We start from the raw sequence: 21890 nt of genomic DNA, 5'->3' as shown, positions 1-21890 counted from the left end.
GGGTTTTCATGTCGCTTTCGATCGTCATCATGGCCGCGGGCAAAGGCACCCGCATGAAGTCTTCGCGCCCCAAGGTGCTGCACAAACTGGCCGGACGGCCCATGTTGTCGCATGTGATCGCCAGCACCTCGGGTCTGCACGCGGCGCAGCAGGTGGTGATCACCGGTCACGGCGCCGAGATGGTGGAAGCGGCGATGAAGACCGAGTTTGCGCAGGCCCCGCTGCAGTTCGTGCGCCAGGAGCCCCAATTGGGCACCGGCCACGCGGTGCAGCAGGCCGTGCCCGTGCTGCCCGATGACGGCATCACCCTGATCCTCAATGGCGACACGCCGCTGATCCATGCCAGCACGGCCCAGGCGCTGGTGGACGCGTGCGCGGGCAAGCAGCTGGCGCTGCTGACCATCCGCCTGGACGACCCGACCGGCTACGGCCGCATCGTGCGTGACGAAACCGGCGTGAAGGTGCTGGCCATCGTCGAACACAAGGACGCCACGCCCGAGCAGCGCGCCATCTGCGAGGTCTATACCGGCATGATGGCCGCGCCCACCGCGCGCCTCAAGCACTGGCTGTCGCAACTGAACAATGACAACGCCCAGGGCGAGTACTACCTCACCGACGTGGTGGCCATGGCCCAGGCCGAGGGCCTGAGCGTGGTGGCCGCGCAGCCGCGCGACGAGGTGGAGGTGCTGGGCGTCAACAGCCCGGCGCAACTGGCCGACCTGGAGCGCCGCCACCAACGCGCGCAGGCCGAACGCCTGATGGAGCAGGGCGTGCGCCTGGCCGATCCGGCCCGTTTTGACCTGCGTGGCACGCTGCAGTGCGGTCAGGACGTGGACATCGACGTCAACTGCATCTTCGAAGGCAACGTGGTGCTGGGCGACGAGGTGCAGATCGGCGCCAACTGCGTGATCCGCAACGCCACGATCGCGCGCGGTGCGGTCATCCACCCCTTTACCCACATTGACGGCGACACGCTGGGCGCGCACGTGGGCGAGGGTTCGCTGATCGGCCCGTTTGCCCGCCTGCGCCCCGGTGCGCAACTGGGCGCCGAGGTGCACATCGGCAACTTCGTCGAGGTCAAGAACAGCACGCTGGGCAAGGGCGCCAAGGCCAACCACCTGGCCTACCTGGGCGACGCCACCGTGGGTGAGCGCGTCAACTATGGCGCCGGCAGCATCACCGCCAACTACGACGGTGCCAACAAGCACCGCACCGTGATCGGCGACGACGTACACGTGGGCTCGAACTGCGTGCTGGTGGCCCCGGTCACCCTGGGCGCCGGCGTGACCGTGGGCGGTGGCAGCACCATCACCAAGGATGTGCCGGCTGAGAGCCTGGCCGTGGCGCGCGGCAAACAGGTCACCCTGGCTGAGTGGAAACGCCCCCAGAAAATCAAGCGCTGAACGGCTAACATCCTGTCACCAATTGCTGTGCCGGATGTTGTTGCCGTGAACCACTACGAACGCTTGAAAGTCACCCAGGATGCCCCGCCTGAGGTGATCCGTGCGGCGTACCGGGCGCTGGCACTGGCGCTCCCGGACGATGCGCAGCGCGAGGCGCAGCTGCGCGCCCTGAACACGGCTTACGAAACCCTGATCGACCCGGAAACCCGCCAGGCCTACGACACGGTGCTGGCGGTGCTCGTGCCGGACATCGAGGTGGATGCGGCCCCACCCGATGTGGCGGCAGCTGCCGACGCGGACCTGGACTTGGACATTGCCCTGGATGCCCTGGCGGTACCGGGCATGGCCTCCCTCACAGACGCTGGGGCGGCCGACGATGAGCTGGCCGATCCCTGGCAGTCGGTGTACGACGCCCCGGCCTTGGAGCCGCCCCGGCCCCTGACGCGGCAGCCGGTGGTGTGGGTGGGCGGCGCGCTGGCGTTGCTCATCGTGATCGGTGCCGGGGTCTGGTTGTGGCAGCTGTACAAATCGAACCAGTTCACGCAAGGGATGGCGCTGCCGTATGGTGCGGCGGCGTCAGGCGTGTCGGTGCCCGAGGGGGGGATGCCGCGCGGGACGCCGTCGGCAGGGGCCGCTTCAGGGGTCTTGAGCGTTGACGAGTTGTCGCGCTTGTCCGACGAGGAGTTGTTGCAGGTGCTGCCCACACTGGGCGAGGCGTCTACCTCGGGCAGCGTGCGTGGTCTGCCTTCGGTGGCGACGCCCCGGGGCGGCCGCGGCGCTGTGGCCGGGCGTCATCCCTTGGATGGCACTCCCCTGAACCTGCGGACCGAAGGGGTGTTGATCGACCCGCTGGCGCCGGACACGGCGCCCAAGCCCGCAGCGCGCCCCCGTTGATTTGATCAGGCGGGCGGCAAGGGAATCTGCGTGCCGAACTTGGCGCGCTTGACCGCGAAGAAGGCGCGCACATTGCGCACCTGATGGTGGGCGGTGAACAGGCGCTGCGCCAGGGCCTGGTAGGCGGGCATGTCGGGCACCTGCACCACCAGCACGAAGTCAGGACCGGGCGACACGCGCCAGCATTGCTGCACCTGGGCATCGGCCACCACGTGGGCCTCGAAGGCGTCCAGCGCCTCTTGCGTCTGCACGTCCAGGCTGACCTCGACCAGGGCGCTCACCCCCCAGCCCAGCGCCTCGGCCACGCGGTGCGGTGAGAGGATTGCGACCTGTTTTTCGATGATCCCTTCGTCGCGCAGGCGCTTGAGTCGGCGGTGGCAGGTGGCGGGCGAGAGGTGGGCCAGATCGGCCAGGGCCTGGTTGGACAGGCTGGCGTCGTCCTGCAGCAACGCGAGCAGACGCAGGTCGGTGGCATCGAGTTGAAGGGGTGACGGGTTGTTCATGGGTGAATATTTCACCATAGATCATTTGTTTAATGAAAATTTCTCTCGCGAGTTGGGTATGGTGGATCCTTCCGTTGTGTCGATGAATTAGAGAGGATATTTCCATGCAAAGTCTCTAGGATGGCTGCTTGGATTGAATGACATCGCAGTCTGGGAGAGCAAAGCATGTGTGGCATCGTCGGCGCCGTTGGGTCGCGCAACATCGTTCCGGTTCTGGTCGAGGGCCTCAAGCGCCTGGAATACCGGGGCTATGACTCCTGTGGCGTGGCCGTGCTGCAAGACGGCCAACTGCGTCGCTCGCGCAGCACCCAGCGTGTCGCCGAACTGGGGCACCAGACCGAACACGACGGCATTGCCAGCACCGTGGGCATCGCACATACCCGCTGGGCCACACACGGCGTGCCGGCGGTGCACAACGCCCACCCGCACTTCTCGCATGGCCCCGGTGCTGACGCCCCCACCACCAAGCCCGGTCGCGTGGCCCTGGTGCACAACGGCATCATCGAGAACCACGAAGAGCTGCGCCGCGAACTGCAGGCCAAGGGCTATGTGTTCCTGAGCCAGACCGACACCGAGGTCATCGCCCATCTGGTGGACCACCTGTACGACGGCGATCTGTTTGCCGCCGTCAAGGCCACCACCGCACGGCTGACCGGCGCCTACGCGATTGCCGTGTTCCACCGTGACGAACCGCAGCGTGTGATCGGTGCGCGCCAGGGTTCACCGCTGATCATGGGCGTGGGCGGCGTGGACGCGAGCGAGCGCTTCCTGGCGTCGGACGCCATGGCCTTGGCCGGTGTGACCGACCAGATCGTGTACCTGGAAGAGGGCGATGTGGTGGACCTGCAGCCGGGCCGCCACTGGATCGAGCACCTGGGCGCCGATGGCGTGCACCAGCGCGTCGAGCCCGAGCAGCGCCCGGTGCGCACCGTGACCGCGCACAGCGGTGCGGTCGAGCTGGGTCCGTATCGCCACTACATGCAAAAGGAAATCTTCGAGCAGCCGCGCGCCATCGCCGACACGCTCGAAGGCGTCGAGGCCATCACGCCCACGCTGTTCGGCGCCGAGGCCGAAGCCGTGTTCCAGCAGATCGACCGCGTGTTGATTCTGGCGTGCGGCACCAGCTATTACTCGGGTTCTGCGGCCAAGTACTGGCTGGAGTCGATCGCCAAGATCCCCACGCAAGTGGAGATTGCCAGCGAGTACCGCTACCGCGACAGCGTGCCCGACCCGCGCACCCTGGTCGTCACCATCAGCCAGTCGGGCGAAACGGCCGACACGATTGCCGCGCTCAAGCACGCGCGCAGCCTGGGCATGACGCAGACGCTGACCATCTGCAATGTGAGCACCTCGGCCATGGTGCGCGAGTGCAAGCTCGCTTACGTGACGCGTGCCGGCGTGGAAGTGGGCGTGGCCTCGACCAAGGCCTTCACGACGCAGCTGGCCGCCTTGTTCCTGCTGACGCTGACGCTGGCCAAGCAACGCGGCCACCTGACGGCCGAGGCTGAGGCTCAACATTTGAGCGCCATGCGCCACCTGCCCGTGGCCCTGCAAGCCGTGCTGGCGCTGGAGCCGCAGATCGTGGCCTGGGCCGAGGCCTTTGCCCGCAAGGACAACGCCCTGTTCCTGGGCCGGGGCCTGCATTACCCCATCGCCCTGGAGGGCGCGCTCAAGCTCAAGGAGATCAGCTACATCCACGCCGAAGCCTACCCGGCCGGCGAGCTCAAGCACGGCCCGCTGGCGCTGGTGACCGCAGAGATGCCCGTGGTGGTGGTGGCGCCCAACGATGCCCTGCTGGAAAAGCTCAAGAGCAACATGCAGGAAGTGAAGGCGCGTGGCGGCGAGCTGTACGTGTGCGCCGACGTGGACACGCAGATCCAGGCCGAGCCCGGCATCCACGTGATCCGCCTGCCCGAGCACTATGGCGCGCTGTCTGCCATCCTGCACGTGGTGCCGCTGCAGTTGCTGGCGTATCACACGGCGTGCGCGAAGGGGACGGATGTCGATAAGCCTCGTAATTTGGCCAAGTCGGTCACCGTGGAATGAAAATCGTAAACAGGGGCTGCCTTGATGTTCTTTGCCATTAATGTCTGAGACAGCGCATTAAAGTCTGAGACATGGCATTAATGTCTGAGACAACATGATCGGAGGGGCAATGTCTTTTAATGGCAGTGGCATGGTTGTGGCTTGTGACGTGCGACGGGTCTAGGCTGTCATGGGTCACTGAGATTCGAAAGCCGAGTGACTGCGATTACCGTCACCAGCCATTCAATGGGCAGAGTCTCGACGGGCTGATCCGTCCCCAATACCAGTCGTTCGGCATTCGTTGTTCGTCAGCAAATGTCCGCTCGAAAGACGAGATAAAACATGGAGCAAACGCCGTCAGCCCTGCGAAGCTGAAAGACAACCGCAGTCCCCCGAACACTCGAAAAAAATGTATCTTTTAGGGTTTACCTTCACCCGTGAACCGGATTAAAGTAGCGACGTATCTTGTGTAACAGAGAGTCGTGATGGCACCCGAAGTCGTCAAGCGTTCAACAGTCAAAGCTGTGACCAGCGAAGTGCTGCCGACGGTAGGACTTGCCTACATGGTTGATGATGATCAGCACACATGGACGGTCACTCGCAGCAACAGTGGGCTGACCTTTGACAAGCTTCAGCCTGGCACAGTGTGCAATCTGACAATTGATCATTACGATCATTACGCACTGGTAGGTCACTGTGTGCTGCTAAACGATTGAGCACACTGACTCTGCATGCGCATCGCGCTGGATGAGCAAATACATTCAAGCTTGTGCACTCATGAGCGCACAAGCTTGCACGATATGTTTGTCGCTGTAAGAGCGATGCTCAAGGCCCTGTCTCAATGGGTGAATTCACAATGGCATCGAATTCGACCTGACTGATGTACTGCGGGACGTAGGTGCCGCCTTGCTGGGTCAGAACCTTCATGAACGCTCTCAGGTGATTGCGCGAGCCGCGCAGCAGGTGGTCGTACACCATCAGGATGTCGGCGGTAAGCGTCCGACGGCCACCCTCTAGCCAAGGCGTGATGGCAGCGTGAAGATCGCGTCCACTATGGAGAAGATGGTGGACGCGATCGCAAAACAAGACTCAGACGCCAAGACAGGCGTTGTGGGTGTACGCAAGCGGCGGACGTACAGCAAACAGTTCAAGGCCGAGGTGGCGGCGCAATGCCTGATGCCCGGCGCATCGGTGTCGGCGATTGCCCTGAGCCATGGCATCAACGCCAACGTGATTCGCAAGTGGCTGCCGCCAGGGCCTGCGCCCATGGCCCGTGCGCCAGTGCTGTTGCCGGTGATGATAGAGCCCGATGCACCACCTGCACAGCCAGCAGCCACGCAGCCCATCGAACTGAACATCCATGGCGCCACCCTGTGCCTGCCGCCTGGCTTTGCCGCGCAGGATCTGCGCAGCATTCTGCAAGTGCTGCGCTCACTGCCATGATCGGATTGCCTGCTGGCACCCGCGTCTGGCTGGCTGCAGGCCACACCGACATGCGCAAGGGCTTCGATGGTCTGGCTGCTGTGGCACAAGAGATCTTGCTGCAAGACCCGTTCGGCGGCCATGTCTTCGTCTTCCGTGGCCGGCGAGGTGACATCATCAAGTTGCTGTGGTGGGATGGACAAGGCCTTTGCCTGCTGAGCAAGCGCCTGGAGAAGGGCCGCTTCGTGTGGCCGCAGGCCGATGGCGGCAAGGTCAGCCTGAGCCCGGCGCAGTTGTCGATGCTGTTGGAGGGCATCGACTGGCGCATGCCAGAGCGCACCTGGCGACCAGAACGTGCAACCTGAATCTGGTTGACATCGCATCTCCTGTGGCGTGATCACTGTCGCTTGGGCACAGTATCGTCATGCCACACGATCCGCACCCGCATGACCACTGCGAGCTGTCTCGCCAGTTGCGCGACAGCCGCCAGGAACTGGCCCATGCCAAGCTGCTGATTGACAAGCTCAAGACCGAGATCGCCTACCTGCGCCGCATGCACTTTGGCCGCAGCAGCGAGCAACTCGATGTGGCCGCACAGATGGAACTGTTGGCACCCGCGACAACGGTGGAGCCACCAGCGGCCAACGACGAGCCTGAAGGTGGTGCCAACAACCGCAAGCGCTCACGCAAAAGCCGCCAAGGCCTGCGCGACTTGCCAGCCCATCTGCCACGCGAGATCGTGGTGCACACGCCCGATGCGGGCTGCGCTTGCGGCGCCTGCCTGGACGCGCTGCGCCCCATTGGCCAAGACGTCAGTGAAGTGCTCGACTACCTGCCCGGTCAGTTCAAGGTCATCCGCCATGTGCGGCCCCGCCTGGCCTGCCCGGCGTGCGACAGCATCGTACAAGCCAGTGCGCCCAGCCGTCCGCTCGATCGTGGCATGGCCGGCGCCGGCCTGCTGGCCCATGTGCTGGTGAGCAAGTATGCCGATCACACTCCGCTGTATCGCCTCTCGCAGATCTATGCCCGTCAGGGTGTGGATCTGGAGCGCTCGACCCTGGCTGACTGGGTGGGGGCAGCGGCTGCGTTGCTCAGCCCCTTGGCGCAAGCCATCGGCCGTCATGTGCTGGCCGCCGCCAAGATCCACACCGACGACACGCCGATCCGGGTTCTGGGTGGCCAGGGTCAACAGGCACGCACTGGGCGATTGTGGACCTATGTGCGCGACGACCGCGCCAGCGGTGACGCCAGGCCACAGGCTGTATGGTTCCAATACTCCCCCAATCGCAAAGGCGAGCATCCCAGGCGTCACTTGGCCGGCTTCAAGGGCATCGTGCAGGCAGACGCCTTCGCGGGCTACGACCGGCTGTTTGACAGCGGCGAGATCATCGAGGCCGGCTGCTGGGCCCATGCCCGGCGCAAGTTCTACGACGTACACATGCAGCAGCACCAGCAGCCTGGCACCTTGGCCCACCAGGCCCTGCTGCGCATCGCCCGAGTGTTCGCCATCGAAGCTGACATCCAGGGAGAACCACCTGATGAGCGACGAAGGCAGCGACAGCAACGCACCGCGCCCATCCTGGCAGACTTGCACACATGGCTCATCGAGACGCAGGCAAAGCTGTCTGCCAAGTCACCGATGGCACTGGCCATCGGCTACAGCCTGAGCCACTGGCGGGCACTCACGCGCTTCGTGGACGATGGTCTCATGGAGGCGCACAACAACATCGCCGAGCGATCACTGCGCGGCGTGGCCATCGGGCGCAAGAACTACCTGCATCTGGGCTCGGATGCGGGTGGCGAGCGAGCCGCCATCGTCTACACGCTGCTGGGCACGGCCAAGCTGCATGGGATCGATCCGTATGCCTACTTGCACCAGGTGCTGACACGCATTGCCGATCATCCGATCAATCGCGTTGATGAGCTGCTGCCGTGGCGGCTGTGCCCGCCGCAGCAAGCCACACCTGAACAACGCCAGGCGGCATGAGCGAGCGGACCATCGGCACAATGTGGGCCATGGTCACCTCATCGAACAGGCCCTCACTCAAGCTCGTGGGGTCACCCACCAGAAACATCAAAGTGCTGCAACTCAAGGTCGAGTTGCAAGGCGTGCGCCCCAAGGTCTGGCGGCGCGTGTTGGTGCCATCGAGCATCCGCCTGCCCAAGCTTCATGTGGTTTTGCTGCGTGCCATGGGGTGGGACGGCGGGCATCTGCATGAGTTTGAGTTCGCCGAAGGCAGATATGGCGTGCCGGATCCAGATTGGCCCGATGAGTCGCTGGACGACGAATCCAAGGTGACGTTAAACAAGGCACTCGGCTACAGCGCCACGTTCAACTGGACATATGACTTCGGCGACAACTGGACTCACAGGATCAAGGTCGAGCGGGTCGACACCATGCCCGCCGAGCTCAAGCTGCAGTTCCCCATGTGCCTGGCAGGCGCTGGAGCCTGCCCACCTGAGGACGTGGGTGGCGCCCCTGGCTATGCTGACTTCTTGCAGGCCATCGCCGACCCGACGCATCCGGAGCATGACAACATGACCGCTTGGATCGGGCGCCCCCTCGATCCCAATGCCTTCAACGTGCAGGACGTCCAGGATCGCTTGTATGAAATCAAGCTCTAGCTGACCAGTCGTGCGCTGCCCAGTTGGGCCTTGGTCGGACGCTTACTGTCGGCGTTGTCAATGCTGGCCTTCTGCACGGCGATGTCGCGAATATCCAGCTCCTCAATCTCCACGCCGACCACCAGCGCATTGATCAAACTCACCTGGCTCCTGGCGACCAGCGAGTCGTAGAGTGACTGGAAGGCTGGCGTCTTGAACGTCCCGTTCGGCAGGCCGGCCAGTGGGTCTGGTAATTGGTAGCGATCAAGCAGGGCCTTTACGGCTGCCGCATGAGTGGCCTCGCTGGCCGAAATGTTCGCGAAAATCGGTGGACTCCAGAGCGTCGCGCTGACGGCATAGACATCATGCGCCAGTTGCTCTTCCTCCCGCATGAACGCCAAGCTGTCCGCTTCCGCAGTCGACAGCGACGCCAGCGGGTAGGTCGTCAACACGGTGGTCAGACTGGCCAGGTTGAAGGTTGATATCCCGCTGGCGTCAACGGTCATCACGGAAGTGGGGGCGTCATCACCGCCGCCACCGCAGGCGACGAGCGCCCCCGCGGTTACAGCGAACAACGAAGCGTTGAACAAACGCCTTTTCATGTGGGCTCTCCCTGTTTTGGGTTGACGGACTACTTCTTCAAGCCACTGCAGGCGTCACGCCGTGGCTGCGGCAGCGCCTTACCGCCGCGCTCTTTCGCGCGTGCGGCCATCTGTTCGTGGTGCTGTTCCTGGTAGGTCTTGCACTCTTCGTACGTCTTCATCGCACGCATGCGCTCGCGGTGTTCGTTGCGCTCCTGTTCCGTCATGAGCGCCCAGCCTGGGGTGTAGTCCGAACCCCAGCGCGCAGCGCCGTGACCACTGCCGGGCCCCATGCCCATCCCCATACCCATGCCGGGCGCACTGGCGACCGGGCCGGCGCCCATCGGAACCGGACCCGGCCCCATACCTGGACCTGCACCGGGTCCCTTGCCACCGCCGTGCTGAGCCACAGCGGCACCCATTGGCAATCCGATGAAGGATGCCAAAACGATCATTCGAACGGCTTTCATGCTTCGCTCCTTGGTCAAAGAAACAACAAGGTCGCGGTGCCCAGCCAAGTGCCTTGGGGACTGCAGGGGCAACTCGAAGAACGGTCGTCGCTCGTTCGGCATGGGCTGTGCGCCACATCCACATCTGTCCGGAAAATACCCCCGTCCCCATCGGGCGTCAAGCCATCCTCAGCGCAGCGCCCGTCCTTCACCCGCCTCTTTGTGGGTGACTCCATCACGGATGTGATAAATCCGCTTGAAAGTCGGGATGATCTTCTCGTCGTGCGTGACCACGATGACGGCGGTCTCGAAACGCTGCGCCATGTCGTGCAGGATGCGCACCACCGACATCGCTCGCACGGAATCCAGGGGGGCGGTGGGTTCGTCGGCCAGGATCACCGGCGGCCGGTTGACCAGGCCCCGCGCAATGGCCACGCGCTGCTGCTCGCCGCCTGACAGCTGCGAGGGCATGGCTTTGGCGCGGTGGTGCACATCCAGCGCAGTCAGCAACTCCAGTGCGCGCTGCCGTGCCTGGTCATTGGGCATGCCGGCCAGCATGGGCAGCAGGGCCACGTTGTCGGTCACATCCAGAAAAGGGATCAGGTAAGGCGCCTGGAACACAAAGCCGATCTTGTCGCGGCGCAAGGCACGCAGGTCGGGCACTTTCCAGCCGTTGTCGAAGATCACCTCGTCGCCCAGTTGCATGCGTCCGGAGGTTGGGTCAATCACGGCGCCCAGGCATTTGAGCAAGGTGCTCTTGCCCGAGCCCGAGGGGCCAATCAGGCCCACCACCTCGCCGGGTTCGACGTGCATGGTCACCTCTTTCAGGGCCAGCACAGCGGTATCGCCTTCACCGTAGCGCTTGCTCAGCCCTTCGATGTGGATGCCTTTGCCTGCCATGTTCAGCCTCCGATCGCTTCGGCGGGGTCCACGCGCAGTGCCATGCGGATGGACACCAGACTCGACACCATGCAGATGCCCAGCACGACGAAAAAGCCAATGATCGAGTCACCGGGCACCAGCAGCACGTACTTGGGGAACATCGGGGCCGCAAAGGTGGCGGCGATCTTGCCCACCACGAAGCCGATCACACCCAGCACCAAGGCCTGCTGAAGGATCATGCTGGCGATCGTGCGGTTGCGTGTGCCAATGAGCTTGAGCACCGCGATCTCGCGGATCTTGTCCATCGTCAGCGTGTAGATGATGAAGGCGACGATGGCCGCACTGACCATGGACAGGATCACCAGGAACATGGCGATCTGTTTGGCAGACGTGGCAATCATCTTGCCCACCAAGATGCCTTCCATCTGCGAGCGCACATGCACGGTGAAGCGCTTCCAGCGACGGATGGGCTCGGCCACTTCGTCGGGCGAGGCGCCGGGTTGGATGCGCACCAGCACGGCGTTGACCGCGCTGTTGCGGGTCTGTGATTCGATCACGGCATCAAGCAAACCGGGTACGTTCGGTCGGTTGAACGCAGGGTTGGCCTCGGTGCGGCGGCGTTGCATCAGGATGGCATCGTTGTCCTTGAGGAACTGCGCTTCCTGTGCGTCCTTCAGGGGGATGAAGACCATCGGGTCACCGCTCGATGACACCATGCGTCGGGTCAGGCCCACCACCGTGTACTGGTTGCGGCGGATCTTGAGCACATCGCCCAGTTGGGCGCCCGAGGCCACATCGGCGACGGCCTCGTAGTGGCTTCGGGTGATCTGACGCCCGGCAATGAGCTGAGGTGGCCAGCCTGGCGTGCCTGGCTCACCGGCCATGATGCCCGCCACCATCGCGCGCACGTCCTGATCGCCCTTGCCGACCTGCATCGTCAGATAGGTGACGTTGGCGGCCTGCGCCACACCGGGCATGGTGCGGATGCTGCGCCACAGGTCGTCGGGGATGCTCGACGATTCGGCATACGGGCCCAGTGTGTCTTGCTGAACCACCCACAGGTCGGCGCCGCTGTTGTCGAGCAGCACCTTGCCGTCATCGACCATGCCGCGATAGACCCCGGCCATGGTCAAGGTCACTGCAATCAGTAGGCCCAGCCCGATGCCGGTGAAGACGAACTTGCCCCAGGCATGCAGAATGTCGCGCCCGGCCAGGCTGATCATGGCGCCACTCCGTGCAGTCGCTCGACGATGTGGATGCGGCTGCGTGCCGTCAGCGCCTTCTCGCTATAGAGCACCACGCGGTCACCCGAGGTCAGGCCCTGGGTGACCTGCACGCGGCCATCGAGATCGGAACGACCCAGGGTGACGGGGGTGAAGGTGAGATCGTCGCCCACCAGCTTCCACACACCGCGACGGCCGTCGACCGTGCGGATGGAGGCATTGGCAATGACCGGTCCTGAGGGCTGCGCCGGCAACTGCACGGTGATCTCCGCCAGCTCCCCCAGCGGGGGAAGCGACGACGGCACGTTGGCAAAGACCACCTTGGCCAAGGTTTCTTCGGTGACCGCATCGGCACGGGGCTCGATGCGAAGCACGCGCCCCGCGATGGCTTGGCTGCGGCGAGAGCGCAGCGTCACCTGAGCAGGCAATCCGGGCGCAAGTCCTTCCGCGCTGATCTGATCGAAACGCACATCGACCCACACGCTGGCCGGATCGAATACCTCGATCACCGGCTGCCCTGCCACCACGGTGGAGCCCGGGTCCGCCTGGCGCGCAGCGACGATGCCGGCCGCAGGCGAAATGAGCCGCAGGTTGTCAAGCTGGGCCTGCAGGGCCTGCAGCTCGGCCTGCAAACGGCGGAGGTCTTCGCGGGTGGCAGCCAGCGCACTCTGGGCCAGCAGCAGGTCCTGCTGTTTGGTGGCCACGTACTCCTCGGTCGCGGCGCGTGCGGGCAGCAGTTGTTCGTAGCGCTGGGCCTGTGTTTGCGCAAAGGCCCGCTTGGCCTCGGCCTGCCTCAGCGCGGCGTGGGCACTCTGGATGGCGGCTTGTTGCGCGGTGATGCGGTCGTTCAGGTCCACGGCGTCCATCTCACCCAGCACCTGGCCGGCGCGCACCACGTCCCCCACATGCACGTCGAGTCGCAGCAGGCGGCCCGCTGCCGTGGGGCCAATCTTGTGGGTGAAGCGTGCCTGCACGGTGCCGATGCCCGACAAGGCGGGCGTGATCGAAAGGTTCTCGACCGCGGTCACGGTGACCGCCACCGGGGCCAAGGGGCCAGAGCGCAGGGCGACGTACCCGAACACCAGCAACAAGGGCAGCACCACGGCGATGACCGCGAGGGTGCGGCGTTGAAAACGGGGAAAGGTCATGGTGCGCCTCCGATGCCGCGACGGTAAATGGCCCAGACGCCCGGGGCGTCGGCTCGCAAGCGCGTCACATCACCGGCAATGAGCGACTGCATGACCAGGCCTTGAATGGAACCAATGAAGAGCACGGCCGCGGCATCGACATCCAAGTGAGCATCGAGATCGCCCATCGCCTGGCCTTGTTCCAGCACCTGCTGCAGCCGTCCACGGTACTGTCGAATCAGCGTTTGCACCATCTTCTTGGGCAGGGTGTCGCCCTGGTGCTGCAACTCGCCGAACAGCATGCGTGGCACACCGGGGTGTTCGGCCACGAAGCCGATGTGGGCCATGAACATGGCCTCCAGCGCGGCCAGCGGCGAAGCGCAGCCTTGCGTCGCTTGGTCGATGCGTGCCAGCAGGCGCTCGGCCACCCAGCTCATCACGGCCTCCAGGATGGCTTCCTTGGTGGGGAAATGCTTGAACAGCGCCCCCTGCGTCACGCCCATCTGCTGGGCGATGCGGGTGGTGGTGATGTCGCTGGGGTTGTGCTGCGCAGCCAGTTGCATCACCGCCTCCACCGTGGCGGCGCGGCGTTCGTCTGCGGGCAGGTGCTTGGCGCTCATGATTAAGATAGTAAATTATTACTATCCTACGGCTTGCAATCTTGGCTCGTCAAGTGGATTCCTTTGGCCTGGCAGGTCGCTCAATGGCGATCTTCATGAGCCGAAGATCACCTGACGCTTGTGCGCCGCAATCGAGCCTCGCCAACTCGTTGTGATCCGCTGACGCATCAACGCGACTCGTCTGGCTTCTGCGTCATCTTCAGATCCTGAAGTCTTCGATACAGCGTGCGCTCACTGACCCCCAAACTCGCGGCCAACTCGGCGCGGCTGAGCCGATGGGCTTGAGCCGCTTGCAACAAGGACGCATCGGTCATGGTCCGCCGATGGTCTGAGGACAGTGTTGTGGTCGCGCTAGCCGATGGAGAGTCTGCGCCCGGCCCCCACGCATCAGCAGTCAAGGCTTGTTCAATGTGTGAGAGCTCAATCACGTCGCCATCGCAGAACAACGCGGCACGCTCCATCACATTGCGCAACTCGCGGATGTTGCCGCTGAAGGGGTGACTCATCAGCCGATGCTGCCCGGCGGCAGAAATACTCAGTCGGCGCAAAGGGGTCACGCGGGCCAGCAGCGTTTCGGCCAGTAAAGGGATGTCCTCCCGTCGTTCGCGCAAAGGTGGCAGCCGGATGGGGAAGGTGCTCAGGCGGTAGTAAAGGTCTTCGCGGAACTGCTGTTGGCCGATCATCTCTTGCAGGGGACGGTGGGTGGCCGCGATCACGCGCACATCGGTTCGTCTCAATTCGCTGCTCCCGACGTGGCGGAAGGTGCCGGTTTCCAGCAAGCGCAGCAACTTCACCTGCATGCTCATGGGGATGTCGCCTACCTCGTCGAGGAACAGGGTGCCCCCATTGGCCGATTCGGCCAGGCCCACACGGGTCGATGTGGCCCCGGTGAACGCGCCTTTCTCGTGGCCGAACAGTTCGCTTTCAAACAGGGTTTCGGTGAGGCTGGCACATTCCACCACCACGAACGGCGCACTGGCGCGTGGGCTGGATTCGTGGATGGCCTTGGCCATCAGTTCTTTGCCTGTACCTGACTCGCCCAGCAGCAGCACGCTCGCAGACGATGGCGCCACCCGCAGCCCCATCTCCAGGGTGGACCGAAATGCGGGCGCACGCCCCACCATGCCTTGTTCCACCGGGGTGCCATGCTGGAGGGCCAGTGACTCCATCTTCTCGATGAAGTAACGGATGCGGCCGCGTCGGTCCTTCAAAGGAGCCAGTTCGATATTGACATAGGCCTCTCCGCATGGCGTATGGTGCAAGTGCAGTACACGTTCGCGTTGCCCCGATGCCAGCGCACGCGCGCGGGGGCAGCTTTCACCGGCTTGGTCACACGGCGCCTGAAAGCGATGAGACACCTCGTAGCACGTCTGTCCCCGCACGTCCTGCCCTGGCGCGTACTCGCGCAGGTACGCCGCATTCGCCGACACGATGCGGTAATCCATGTCGAACACGATGTGGGGCTCCGGCAATCCATCCAGATAGGACATGAGTGCGGGCAGGTCTTCGGACATGGTGGTCGCTCCTTGCATGTGAAAAAAGCCTGCCAAGTTGGCAGTCAATTCTGCCATGTTGGCAGTCATGGTGTCAGTCCAGTATCAGAGGGGTATCTCCAAGTCCTTGATTTGCCTCATGCTCATGAGCAAACTTTGCATGGCACGGTTCATGTATACAGGTAAGGGTATGACATCTGCCGATCGTCGTCTCCTGCGCCACTTGATCACTGCCGTGATGATCAAGCTCGTCGTGCTGACGGCGCTGTGGTGGCTGTTCATCCGTGACGCCCGCGTTCCGGTGGACACCGACCGCATAGGCCAACACCTGGGCGGTGTCGTCTCATCTCAAGGAGCCTCCAAGTGATATCCGAACAACTGGTTGACCTGTCGCGGCTGCAGTTTGCCGCCACAGCGATGTACCACTTCCTGTTCGTGCCGTTGACCCTCGGCATGGTCTGGTTGCTGGTCATCATGGAAAGTGTGTATGTGATGACAGGCAAGGTCATCTGGAAGGACATGACCCGCTTCTGGGGCAAGCTCTTCGGTATCAACTTCGCCCTGGGCGTGACCACCGGCATCACGCTGGAGTTTCAGTTCGGCACCAACTGGGCCTACTACTCCCACTACGTCGGCGACATCTTTGGCGCCCCGCTGGCCATTGAGGGGCTGATGGCCTTCTTCTTGGAGTCCACCTTCATCGGCCTGTTCTTCTTTGGTTGGGACCGCTTGAGCAAGACGCAGCACTTGCTGGTGACCACGCTGATGGCCGTCGGCACCAACCTGTCGGCCTTGTGGATCTTGATTGCCAATGGCTGGATGCAAAACCCCGTGGGTGCCGAGTTCAGCTATCAAACGATGCGCATGGAGATGGTCGACTTCTGGGCGGTGGTGTTCAACCCGGATGCCCAGGCCAAGTTCGTCCACACCGTCTCGGCCGGCTATGTGACGGGCGCGATGTTCGTGCTGTCGATCTCGTCGTGGTACCTGCTCAAGGGTCGTGACGTGGAGTTTGCCAAGCGCTCGTTCCGCGTGGCTTCGGCCTTCGGCCTGGCTTCGGTGCTGAGCGTGATCGTGCTGGGTGACGAGTCGGGCTACACGGTGGGCGAGGCGCAGCAGACCAAGATGGCCGCCCTCGAAGCCATGTGGGAAACCGAACCGGCGCCAGCCGGCCTCAAGCTGATCGCCGGTATCAATGAAGCCGAGCAAAAGAACGACTGGGAAGTCGAGATTCCCTACGTCATGGGCCTCATTGGCACACGCTCGCTCGACAAGGAAATCCCCGGCATCCACGAGATCAAGGCCAAGAACCGTGACCGGGTGATCCGTGGCATCGAAGCCGTCAAAGCTCTGGAGGCCATCCGCAAGGACCGCAACGACGAGGGGGCCAAGCAGGTGTTCGAGCAGTACAAGGCCGACCTGGGTTTTGGCCTGCTGCTGAAGAAGTACACGAACAACATGCGCCTGGTCACCAACGAGATGATAGATAAGGCGGTGGACAACACCGTGCCCCGTGTCACGCCGATGTTCTGGTCTTTCCGCGTGATGGTGGGCCTGGGCTTCGCGATGCTGGCCCTGTTCGCCTTGACCTTCTGGACCTCGGTGAAGGGCACTTTCACAAAGCGCCCCTGGTTGCTGCGCACGGCGTTGTGGATGCTGCCCGCGCCCTGGATCGCCTGTGAAGTGGGCTGGTTCGTGGCCGAGTACGGGCGCCAGCCCTGGACGATCTATGGCGTGCTGCCCACGCACCTCAGCGTGTCCACCTTGAGTGTGGAGAGCCTGTACGGCTCGCTGGCGGGCTTCATCGGCTTCTACACCGTGCTGCTGATCGTGGAGATGTACCTGATGGTCAAGTTCGCTCGCATGGGGCCGGGCAGCCTGGGCACAGGTCGCTACGACCGCGAAGCCACGCACCACACCGCTCACGCCTGAGCAGATTCGGAGTCACACCATGTTGGATTACCCAACCCTCAAGATCATCTGGTGGCTGCTGGTGGGCGTGCTGCTCATCGGCTTCGCCATCATGGACGGCCATGACATGGGCGTCGGCACGCTCTTGCCCTTCGTGGGTCAGAACGACGTCGAGCGCCGTGTGGTGATCAACACCGTCGGCCCGCATTGGGACGGCAACCAGGTCTGGTTCATCACGGGCGGCGGGGCCATCTTCGCGGCCTGGCCGCTGGTGTACGCCACGGCATTCAGTGGTTTTTACTGGGCCATGCTGGCCGTGCTGTGGGCCTTGTTCTTCCGCCCGGTGGGCTTTGACTACCGCAGCAAGATCCACAACGCCACCTGGCGCAGCGTGTGGGACTGGGGCCTGTTCGTGGGCGGCTTCGTGCCTCCCGTCATCTTTGGCGTGGCCTTCGGCAACTTGCTGCAAGGTGTGCCCTTCGGCTTTGACGAGTACCTGATTTCGACCTACACCGGCAGCTTCTGGCAACTGCTCAACCCCTTCGCCTTGCTGGCCGGGGTGGTCAGCAGTGCCATGATCACGATGCACGGGGGCGCCTACCTGGCCCACCGCACGGAAGGCCGTGTCCAGGCCCGCGCTATCAAAGGGGCGACCTGGGCCGCTGTGGTCATGGTGCTGGGCTTTGTCGGGGCGGGCATCTGGCTGCAGGGTATCAATGGCTATCGCATCGCCTCGGTCATCAACCCGTCTGCCTTGCCCGACCCCATGAGCAAGACCGTGGTGCGTGAAGCTGGTGCCTGGATGAGCAACTACGCGGCCCAGCCGCTGCTGTGGATCTTGCCAGCGCTGGGGGTGGTGGGCGCGGTGGGTGCGGCCATGCTGCTGCGCGCGCGCCATACCTTGACGGCCTTCGTGTCTTCGGCCTTGGCCATCGTGGGCGTGATTGGCACGGCGGGTGCCAGCATGTTCCCCTTCGTGATGCCGTCGAGCAGCATGCCCAACGCCAGCCTGACGGTGTGGGACAGCGTGTCCAGCCACCTGACGCTGGGGATCATGTTCTGGGCCACCGTCATCTTCATGCCGCTCATCGTCATGTACACGAGCTGGGCATACCGCGTGATGCGCGGCAAAGTCACCGAGGCCTACATCCGTGAGAACGACCATGCCGCTTACTGACCTGAGCGCCAACTTCGATACTTGAGGAGACAGTCATGTGGTATTTCGCTTGGATTCTGGGGGTGGGCTTTGCCGTGCTGTTGGCCATCCTCAACGCGATGTGGGGCGAAAACGAGGAAGCCCGTGCTAAGGGTGAGCGCTGAAATGAGCGCGCCAATCACCGAAGCACCGTCGCCTCGCCCTGGTCTGCACTGGCCTTCACTGTTGGTGGCCGTGCTGATCATGGTTGTCGGTACCTTGTACCCGCCGCTGATGGCCGATTCTGCCGGCAAGGCGGATCACAGCCTTGCCATGGCGCTGTTCTGGGCCATGAGCGCTGGCTTCATACGGGGCGTGGGCTTCGTGCCGAAGTATTGGTTGTGGCGTTGGCTGTTTTCAGGCTGGTCGTGCATGCTGGGCCTGTTGGCCGCCGCATATTTCAAATCGATGCACTGAAAGGTTCATCATGTCCGCTCAAACCTCTACTCAGCATCTGGTGGTGCTAGGGGCAGGCTTTGCCGCGCTCTCCACCGTGCGTGAAGTGCGCAAACACGACCGCGATGTGCGCATCACGGTGATTGCGCCGAGAGCCGAGTTGCACTACCTGCCCGGCATCATCTGGATTCCCTGTGGCCTGCGCCGCCGCGAAGATCTGGTGGTGCCCTTGCACAATTTTTTCCAACGCATGAACGTCCAGTTCATCCAGGCCGAGGTGGAGGGACTGACCGAGCAAGGACGAGTGGTGCTTACCACCGCTGGCCCGGTGCGCAACGATGCCTTGGTGATTGCCACGGGTGGGCGCTTCATCAAGAAGCTGCCTGGCATTGAGCACGTCATCACCCCCTGCGAGGGCATCGCTGCGGCCGAGCAGATCCGCGACCGACTCAAGGCCTTGCAAGGCGGCCATATCGCCATCGGATTTGCCGGTAACGCCAATGAGCCCACAGCGGTACGCGGTGGTCCGATGTTCGAGTTCCTGTTCGGCATCGACGAGCAACTGCGCAGGGAGGGTCGGCGCGACCGCTTCGATCTGACCTTTTTCAATCCATCGACCGAGCCAGGGGCCCGTCTGGGCCCCAAGGCAGTCAGGCATCTGCTGAGTGACATGGCGCGCCGTAGCATCATCACCCACCTCGGGCACAAGATGGTTCGCTTCGAAGCTGACAAGGTGGTCACTGAAGGCGGCGAGTTCCGCGCCGACCTGATCCTGTTCATGCCTGGCATGACGGGCAATGCCTGGTTCGATGCCACCGATCTGCCGCGTTCTCCAGGCGGCATGGTGCAGGCTGACGCTCATTGCCGCATTGCGGGCTGGCCAGGTGTGTACGTGGTGGGCGACTCGGGCAGCTTCCCCGGACCTGACTGGATGCCAAAGCAGGCTCATATGGCCGACCTACAGGCACGCGCCGCCGCCGTCAACTTGCTGGCCGACCTGGCAGGGAACCCATCATCCGTCACGTTCAAGGTGGAGTTGATATGCATCGTCGATGCCGTGGACCACGGTACCCTGATCTACCGCACACCCACTCGCAACATCATGTTGCCTTCGTCTCGCCTGTTCCACTGGGCCAAGCGCGCCTTTGAAAACCGCTACCTCCAGCAGTACCGCTGAGAGGTATCCCCGTGCGCTTGACCATCCGATCCTAAGATGGTGTGAGCCTGCATGAACTACCTCTCAGCCGCGGTGGCAAATTTGCGGCTGTGTCCCACGAAAGACAAAGCGCTGATTTTCAATTCGTTGAAGGCCGGTAAGGTGGCACGCATTGACTTTTACGCTGATTACTCAGCCATTCACAGTCCGCTGGGCTTGCCCGCCGCCTTGGTCCTTCTCCGCGATTTAATTGGGGCTACCCTTGCGAGTCCTGTCTGTAGGGGTGCGCGGTGTTCGTGGCTTTGATGTAGCCTGACGCCTCTTCAGGCGCACTAAGCCTTGACTTTTCCTGGGCCTATTTTCCAAGCGAGACGAACTTGAATTCTCTCTCCGTAGGGCCTCTGGCATTGCCGGTGGCCCCTTTGGTTTTGATCTGTGGCGTGTGGCTGGGCGCCTGGGCGGCAGGTCGATGGGCTCGTTATCGCCAGAATGCGCCTTCGGGTGAGCGCCCAGGCGACGAACTCATCCATGCCGCTTGGTGGGGCTTACTGTGCGCGCGTCTGGTATACGTAGGCCTGCATGCCGACTTGTATCTGGCCAGGCCCATTGCCATCCTCGATGTGCGCGACGGCGGCTGGCATGCTTGGAGCGGTTGGGCTGCAGGGCTGGTATGGCTGTTCTGGAAGGCATGGCGCAACCCCGGTTGGCGACAAGCCATCGGGGTGGGGGCCGTTGCCGGTACGGTGGTGTGGGGTGGGATCACCTGGGCTGTGAGCTCAGAGTCCGCACAGCCCTTCCTTCCCGAAGTGACCGTTCACAGCGAGGCAGATGGCTCAGCGCAGTCCTTGCAGTCGCTGGGGCGAGCGCAGTTGCGGGTCATCAATCTCTGGGCCTCATGGTGCGGACCATGCCGTCAGGAAATGCCGATCTTTTCTGCGCTGCAAAGCACCGAAACTGACGTGCGATTCATGTTCGTCAACCAGGGGGAGTCGGTGCAAGACGTGCGTACCTACCTGCAAAGTGCCAAACTGTCCTTGCAGGGCGTCTGGCTGGACCCGTCATCGGCATTGGGGGCCGCGGTCGGGGTGGCTGGGCTGCCAGCGACATTATTCGTCAACGCCGATGGTCGGATTGTCGATCTTCATTTTGGAGGGCTGAGTGAACCTGCCTTGAAAGCCCGCCTGCGTGCTCTGCGCGAAGCCCCTTGAACCTGTTGTACCCATGTCAGCCATGCCTGCCTCTGCCGCCTCACCCTTGATCCACGACGAACTGCAAGTCCTGAGCGACCTGGTGCCGCTGGAAGGTCTGCGCATCATTGAGTTGGGTTGTGGCAATGCCCGTCTCGCCCGCCAGTTACTGGACACCTATCCCACCAGTCATGTAACGGGCCTGGAGGTGGACGAACGACAACACGCTAAGAACCTGGCAGTGCAGCAAGAGCGACTTAGCTTTGTGGCCGCCGGCGCGCAAGCGGTGCCTTTCGCTGACGCGTCTTTTGATCTGGCACTGATGCTGAAGTCTTTGCACCATGTGCCTTTGCGCCTGCTGGATCAGGCCTTGACTGAGGTCGCGCGCGTGCTGTGCCCCGGAGGACTCCTGTATGTGTCTGAGCCCGTGTACGACGGCCCCCTCAATGAGATCGTACGCATCTTCAATGACGAGGGCGAGGTGCGCGCCGCCGCACAGGCTGCGGTGGACCGGGCTTTGGCTCACGGTCCATGGCAGCAGGTGGACGAGCGCTGGTTTGACATGCCGGTGCACTATGCCGATTTCAACGAGTTCGAGCAGCGAATGATGCGGCCAACTTTTGCCGATCATGCTCTAACCGACGACCTAATTCAGCGTGTGGCCACGGCATTCGCGCCGTACTGCGGCCCCGAAGGCGCCGACTTCACGCGTCCCATGCATGTGCGCTTACTTCGTCGTGTAGAGCATCCGGGGAAAACGTCTTGAATCTGGTCAAGGCTCTGGCCCACCGTGCCTTGCTGTGGGGGTTGCGGGCGCAG

General features: G+C 63.1%; 25 protein-coding genes. 16 read left to right on the top strand and 9 right to left on the bottom strand.

Translation table 11 applies throughout. The features are described from left to right. Positions 1-8 precede the first annotated feature (8 nt). On the top strand, positions 9-1403 hold the full coding sequence (gene glmU, locus AC3WW4_RS16325; RefSeq protein WP_488829489.1) for a bifunctional UDP-N-acetylglucosamine diphosphorylase/glucosamine-1-phosphate N-acetyltransferase GlmU: 1395 nt from the start codon (positions 9-11) through the stop codon (positions 1401-1403). A gap of 45 nt (positions 1404-1448) precedes the next feature. Then, entirely contained in the window at positions 1449-2297 is an 849-nt protein-coding gene (locus tag AC3WW4_RS16320; protein ID WP_488829488.1) for a DnaJ domain-containing protein, read from the top strand. 5 nt (positions 2298-2302) lie between these two features. Here the strand turns inward: AC3WW4_RS16320 and AC3WW4_RS16315 are convergent, their stop codons facing one another. Continuing rightward, positions 2303-2800: an Lrp/AsnC family transcriptional regulator gene (locus tag AC3WW4_RS16315; protein WP_488829487.1), complete on the bottom strand. Its 498-nt coding sequence runs from the start codon at positions 2798-2800 to the stop codon at positions 2303-2305. 165 nt (positions 2801-2965) lie between these two features. Here AC3WW4_RS16315 and glmS point away from each other — a divergent pair, with 165 nt between their 5' ends. Both glmS and AC3WW4_RS16305 read left to right on the top strand, forming a co-directional pair. After that, a complete protein-coding gene (gene glmS / locus AC3WW4_RS16310; RefSeq protein ID WP_488829486.1) occupies positions 2966-4846 on the top strand; it encodes a glutamine--fructose-6-phosphate transaminase (isomerizing) in 1881 nt (626 codons plus the stop codon). 464 nt (positions 4847-5310) lie between these two features. Then, positions 5311-5541: a hypothetical protein gene (locus tag AC3WW4_RS16305; RefSeq protein ID WP_488829485.1), complete on the top strand. Its 231-nt coding sequence runs from the start codon at positions 5311-5313 to the stop codon at positions 5539-5541. A gap of 109 nt (positions 5542-5650) precedes the next feature. Here AC3WW4_RS16305 and AC3WW4_RS16300 read toward each other — a convergent pair whose 3' ends face one another. After that, complete coding sequence (locus tag AC3WW4_RS16300) at positions 5651-5911, bottom strand: DUF2202 domain-containing protein (RefSeq protein WP_488829484.1); 261 nt, start codon at positions 5909-5911, stop codon at positions 5651-5653. Here AC3WW4_RS16300 and AC3WW4_RS16295 point away from each other — a divergent pair. The 4 genes from AC3WW4_RS16295 to AC3WW4_RS16280 are packed head-to-tail and all read left to right on the top strand — an operon-like array spanning position 5861 to position 8872. Further along, entirely contained in the window at positions 5861-6268 is a 408-nt protein-coding gene (locus AC3WW4_RS16295) for a transposase (RefSeq protein ID WP_488826795.1), read from the top strand. The genes AC3WW4_RS16300 and AC3WW4_RS16295 overlap by 51 nt on opposite strands. Next, positions 6265-6612 (top strand): IS66 family insertion sequence element accessory protein TnpB, encoded by a 348-nt coding sequence (tnpB, locus tag AC3WW4_RS16290; RefSeq protein WP_488826797.1) that lies wholly within the window; start codon positions 6265-6267, stop codon positions 6610-6612. The genes AC3WW4_RS16295 and tnpB overlap by 4 nt, the downstream gene beginning before the upstream one ends. Before the next feature lie 59 nt (positions 6613-6671). After that, on the top strand, positions 6672-8234 hold the full coding sequence (gene tnpC, locus AC3WW4_RS16285; protein ID WP_488826798.1) for an IS66 family transposase: 1563 nt from the start codon (positions 6672-6674) through the stop codon (positions 8232-8234). Continuing rightward, positions 8231-8872: a plasmid pRiA4b ORF-3 family protein gene (locus AC3WW4_RS16280; protein WP_488826799.1), complete on the top strand. Its 642-nt coding sequence runs from the start codon at positions 8231-8233 to the stop codon at positions 8870-8872. The genes tnpC and AC3WW4_RS16280 overlap by 4 nt, the downstream gene beginning before the upstream one ends. Here the strand turns inward: AC3WW4_RS16280 and AC3WW4_RS16275 are convergent. From AC3WW4_RS16275 to AC3WW4_RS16245, 7 genes are all read right to left on the bottom strand, one after another. Then, positions 8869-9453, bottom strand: coding sequence for a DUF2202 domain-containing protein (locus AC3WW4_RS16275; RefSeq protein ID WP_488829483.1), 585 nt, complete (start codon positions 9451-9453; stop codon positions 8869-8871). The two genes, AC3WW4_RS16280 and AC3WW4_RS16275, sit on opposite strands and share 4 nt — an antisense overlap. A gap of 29 nt (positions 9454-9482) precedes the next feature. Next, entirely contained in the window at positions 9483-9902 is a 420-nt protein-coding gene (locus tag AC3WW4_RS16270; RefSeq protein ID WP_488829482.1) for a hypothetical protein, read from the bottom strand. A 168-nt stretch (positions 9903-10070) separates the two neighbouring features. Then, a complete protein-coding gene (locus AC3WW4_RS16265; RefSeq protein WP_488829481.1) occupies positions 10071-10781 on the bottom strand; it encodes an ABC transporter ATP-binding protein in 711 nt (236 codons plus the stop codon). A gap of 2 nt (positions 10782-10783) precedes the next feature. Further along, entirely contained in the window at positions 10784-11986 is a 1203-nt protein-coding gene (locus AC3WW4_RS16260; protein ID WP_488829480.1) for an ABC transporter permease, read from the bottom strand. After that, entirely contained in the window at positions 11983-13134 is a 1152-nt protein-coding gene (locus AC3WW4_RS16255) for an efflux RND transporter periplasmic adaptor subunit (protein WP_488829479.1), read from the bottom strand. The genes AC3WW4_RS16260 and AC3WW4_RS16255 overlap by 4 nt, the downstream gene beginning before the upstream one ends. Then, positions 13131-13733, bottom strand: coding sequence for a TetR/AcrR family transcriptional regulator (locus tag AC3WW4_RS16250; protein ID WP_488829478.1), 603 nt, complete (start codon positions 13731-13733; stop codon positions 13131-13133). The genes AC3WW4_RS16255 and AC3WW4_RS16250 overlap by 4 nt, the downstream gene beginning before the upstream one ends. Before the next feature lie 167 nt (positions 13734-13900). Continuing rightward, complete coding sequence (locus AC3WW4_RS16245) at positions 13901-15247, bottom strand: sigma-54 interaction domain-containing protein (RefSeq protein WP_488829477.1); 1347 nt, start codon at positions 15245-15247, stop codon at positions 13901-13903. 169 nt (positions 15248-15416) lie between these two features. Here AC3WW4_RS16245 and cydP point away from each other — a divergent pair, with 169 nt between their 5' ends. The 8 genes from cydP to AC3WW4_RS16205 all read left to right on the top strand — a co-directional run bounded on the left by cydP (position 15417) and on the right by AC3WW4_RS16205 (position 21837). After that, on the top strand, positions 15417-15593 hold the full coding sequence (gene cydP, locus AC3WW4_RS16240) for a cytochrome oxidase putative small subunit CydP (protein ID WP_488829476.1): 177 nt from the start codon (positions 15417-15419) through the stop codon (positions 15591-15593). Further along, positions 15590-17158: a cytochrome ubiquinol oxidase subunit I gene (locus AC3WW4_RS16235; protein WP_488829475.1), complete on the top strand. Its 1569-nt coding sequence runs from the start codon at positions 15590-15592 to the stop codon at positions 17156-17158. The genes cydP and AC3WW4_RS16235 overlap by 4 nt, the downstream gene beginning before the upstream one ends. A 19-nt stretch (positions 17159-17177) precedes the next feature. Next, a complete protein-coding gene (gene cydB / locus AC3WW4_RS16230; protein ID WP_488829474.1) occupies positions 17178-18314 on the top strand; it encodes a cytochrome d ubiquinol oxidase subunit II in 1137 nt (378 codons plus the stop codon). A gap of 35 nt (positions 18315-18349) precedes the next feature. Further along, positions 18350-18457, top strand: a complete 108-nt coding sequence (cydX, locus tag AC3WW4_RS16225) for a cytochrome bd-I oxidase subunit CydX (RefSeq protein WP_320362444.1) — start codon at positions 18350-18352, stop codon at positions 18455-18457. A gap of 1 nt (position 18458) precedes the next feature. Continuing rightward, positions 18459-18749, top strand: coding sequence for a cyd operon YbgE family protein (locus AC3WW4_RS16220; RefSeq protein WP_488829473.1), 291 nt, complete (start codon positions 18459-18461; stop codon positions 18747-18749). Between the two features lie 10 nt (positions 18750-18759). Continuing rightward, entirely contained in the window at positions 18760-19905 is a 1146-nt protein-coding gene (locus tag AC3WW4_RS16215; RefSeq protein ID WP_488829472.1) for an NAD(P)/FAD-dependent oxidoreductase, read from the top strand. A gap of 356 nt (positions 19906-20261) precedes the next feature. Next, positions 20262-21092: a prolipoprotein diacylglyceryl transferase family protein gene (locus AC3WW4_RS16210; protein WP_488829471.1), complete on the top strand. Its 831-nt coding sequence runs from the start codon at positions 20262-20264 to the stop codon at positions 21090-21092. A 22-nt stretch (positions 21093-21114) separates the two neighbouring features. Beyond that, complete coding sequence (locus AC3WW4_RS16205) at positions 21115-21837, top strand: class I SAM-dependent methyltransferase (protein WP_488829470.1); 723 nt, start codon at positions 21115-21117, stop codon at positions 21835-21837. Positions 21838-21890 lie beyond the last annotated feature (53 nt).

It is taken from the genome of Aquabacterium sp. TM01 (assembly GCF_057808345.1).
The sequence above is the reverse complement of the archived record's forward strand: the minus strand, read 5'-3'. Positions and strand labels throughout refer to the sequence as shown.

Coding starts and splice junctions, on each gene's coding strand:
- AC3WW4_RS16245 (WP_488829477.1), bottom strand. CDS start 15,247: ATGTCCGAAGACCTGCCCGCACTCATGTCCTATCTGGATGGATTGCCG.
- AC3WW4_RS16315 (WP_488829487.1), bottom strand. CDS start 2,800: ATGAACAACCCGTCACCCCTTCAACTCGATGCCACCGACCTGCGTCTG.
- AC3WW4_RS16255 (WP_488829479.1), bottom strand. CDS start 13,134: ATGACCTTTCCCCGTTTTCAACGCCGCACCCTCGCGGTCATCGCCGTG.
- tnpB (WP_488826797.1), top strand. CDS start 6,265: ATGATCGGATTGCCTGCTGGCACCCGCGTCTGGCTGGCTGCAGGCCAC.
- cydP (WP_488829476.1), top strand. CDS start 15,417: ATGACATCTGCCGATCGTCGTCTCCTGCGCCACTTGATCACTGCCGTG.
- AC3WW4_RS16205 (WP_488829470.1), top strand. CDS start 21,115: ATGCCTGCCTCTGCCGCCTCACCCTTGATCCACGACGAACTGCAAGTC.
- AC3WW4_RS16215 (WP_488829472.1), top strand. CDS start 18,760: ATGTCCGCTCAAACCTCTACTCAGCATCTGGTGGTGCTAGGGGCAGGC.
- AC3WW4_RS16250 (WP_488829478.1), bottom strand. CDS start 13,733: ATGAGCGCCAAGCACCTGCCCGCAGACGAACGCCGCGCCGCCACGGTG.
- AC3WW4_RS16305 (WP_488829485.1), top strand. CDS start 5,311: ATGGCACCCGAAGTCGTCAAGCGTTCAACAGTCAAAGCTGTGACCAGC.
- glmS (WP_488829486.1), top strand. CDS start 2,966: ATGTGTGGCATCGTCGGCGCCGTTGGGTCGCGCAACATCGTTCCGGTT.
- cydX (WP_320362444.1), top strand. CDS start 18,350: ATGTGGTATTTCGCTTGGATTCTGGGGGTGGGCTTTGCCGTGCTGTTG.
- tnpC (WP_488826798.1), top strand. CDS start 6,672: ATGCCACACGATCCGCACCCGCATGACCACTGCGAGCTGTCTCGCCAG.
- AC3WW4_RS16265 (WP_488829481.1), bottom strand. CDS start 10,781: ATGGCAGGCAAAGGCATCCACATCGAAGGGCTGAGCAAGCGCTACGGT.
- cydB (WP_488829474.1), top strand. CDS start 17,178: ATGTTGGATTACCCAACCCTCAAGATCATCTGGTGGCTGCTGGTGGGC.
- AC3WW4_RS16260 (WP_488829480.1), bottom strand. CDS start 11,986: ATGATCAGCCTGGCCGGGCGCGACATTCTGCATGCCTGGGGCAAGTTC.
- AC3WW4_RS16220 (WP_488829473.1), top strand. CDS start 18,459: ATGAGCGCGCCAATCACCGAAGCACCGTCGCCTCGCCCTGGTCTGCAC.
- AC3WW4_RS16280 (WP_488826799.1), top strand. CDS start 8,231: ATGAGCGAGCGGACCATCGGCACAATGTGGGCCATGGTCACCTCATCG.
- AC3WW4_RS16275 (WP_488829483.1), bottom strand. CDS start 9,453: ATGAAAAGGCGTTTGTTCAACGCTTCGTTGTTCGCTGTAACCGCGGGG.
- glmU (WP_488829489.1), top strand. CDS start 9: ATGTCGCTTTCGATCGTCATCATGGCCGCGGGCAAAGGCACCCGCATG.
- AC3WW4_RS16270 (WP_488829482.1), bottom strand. CDS start 9,902: ATGAAAGCCGTTCGAATGATCGTTTTGGCATCCTTCATCGGATTGCCA.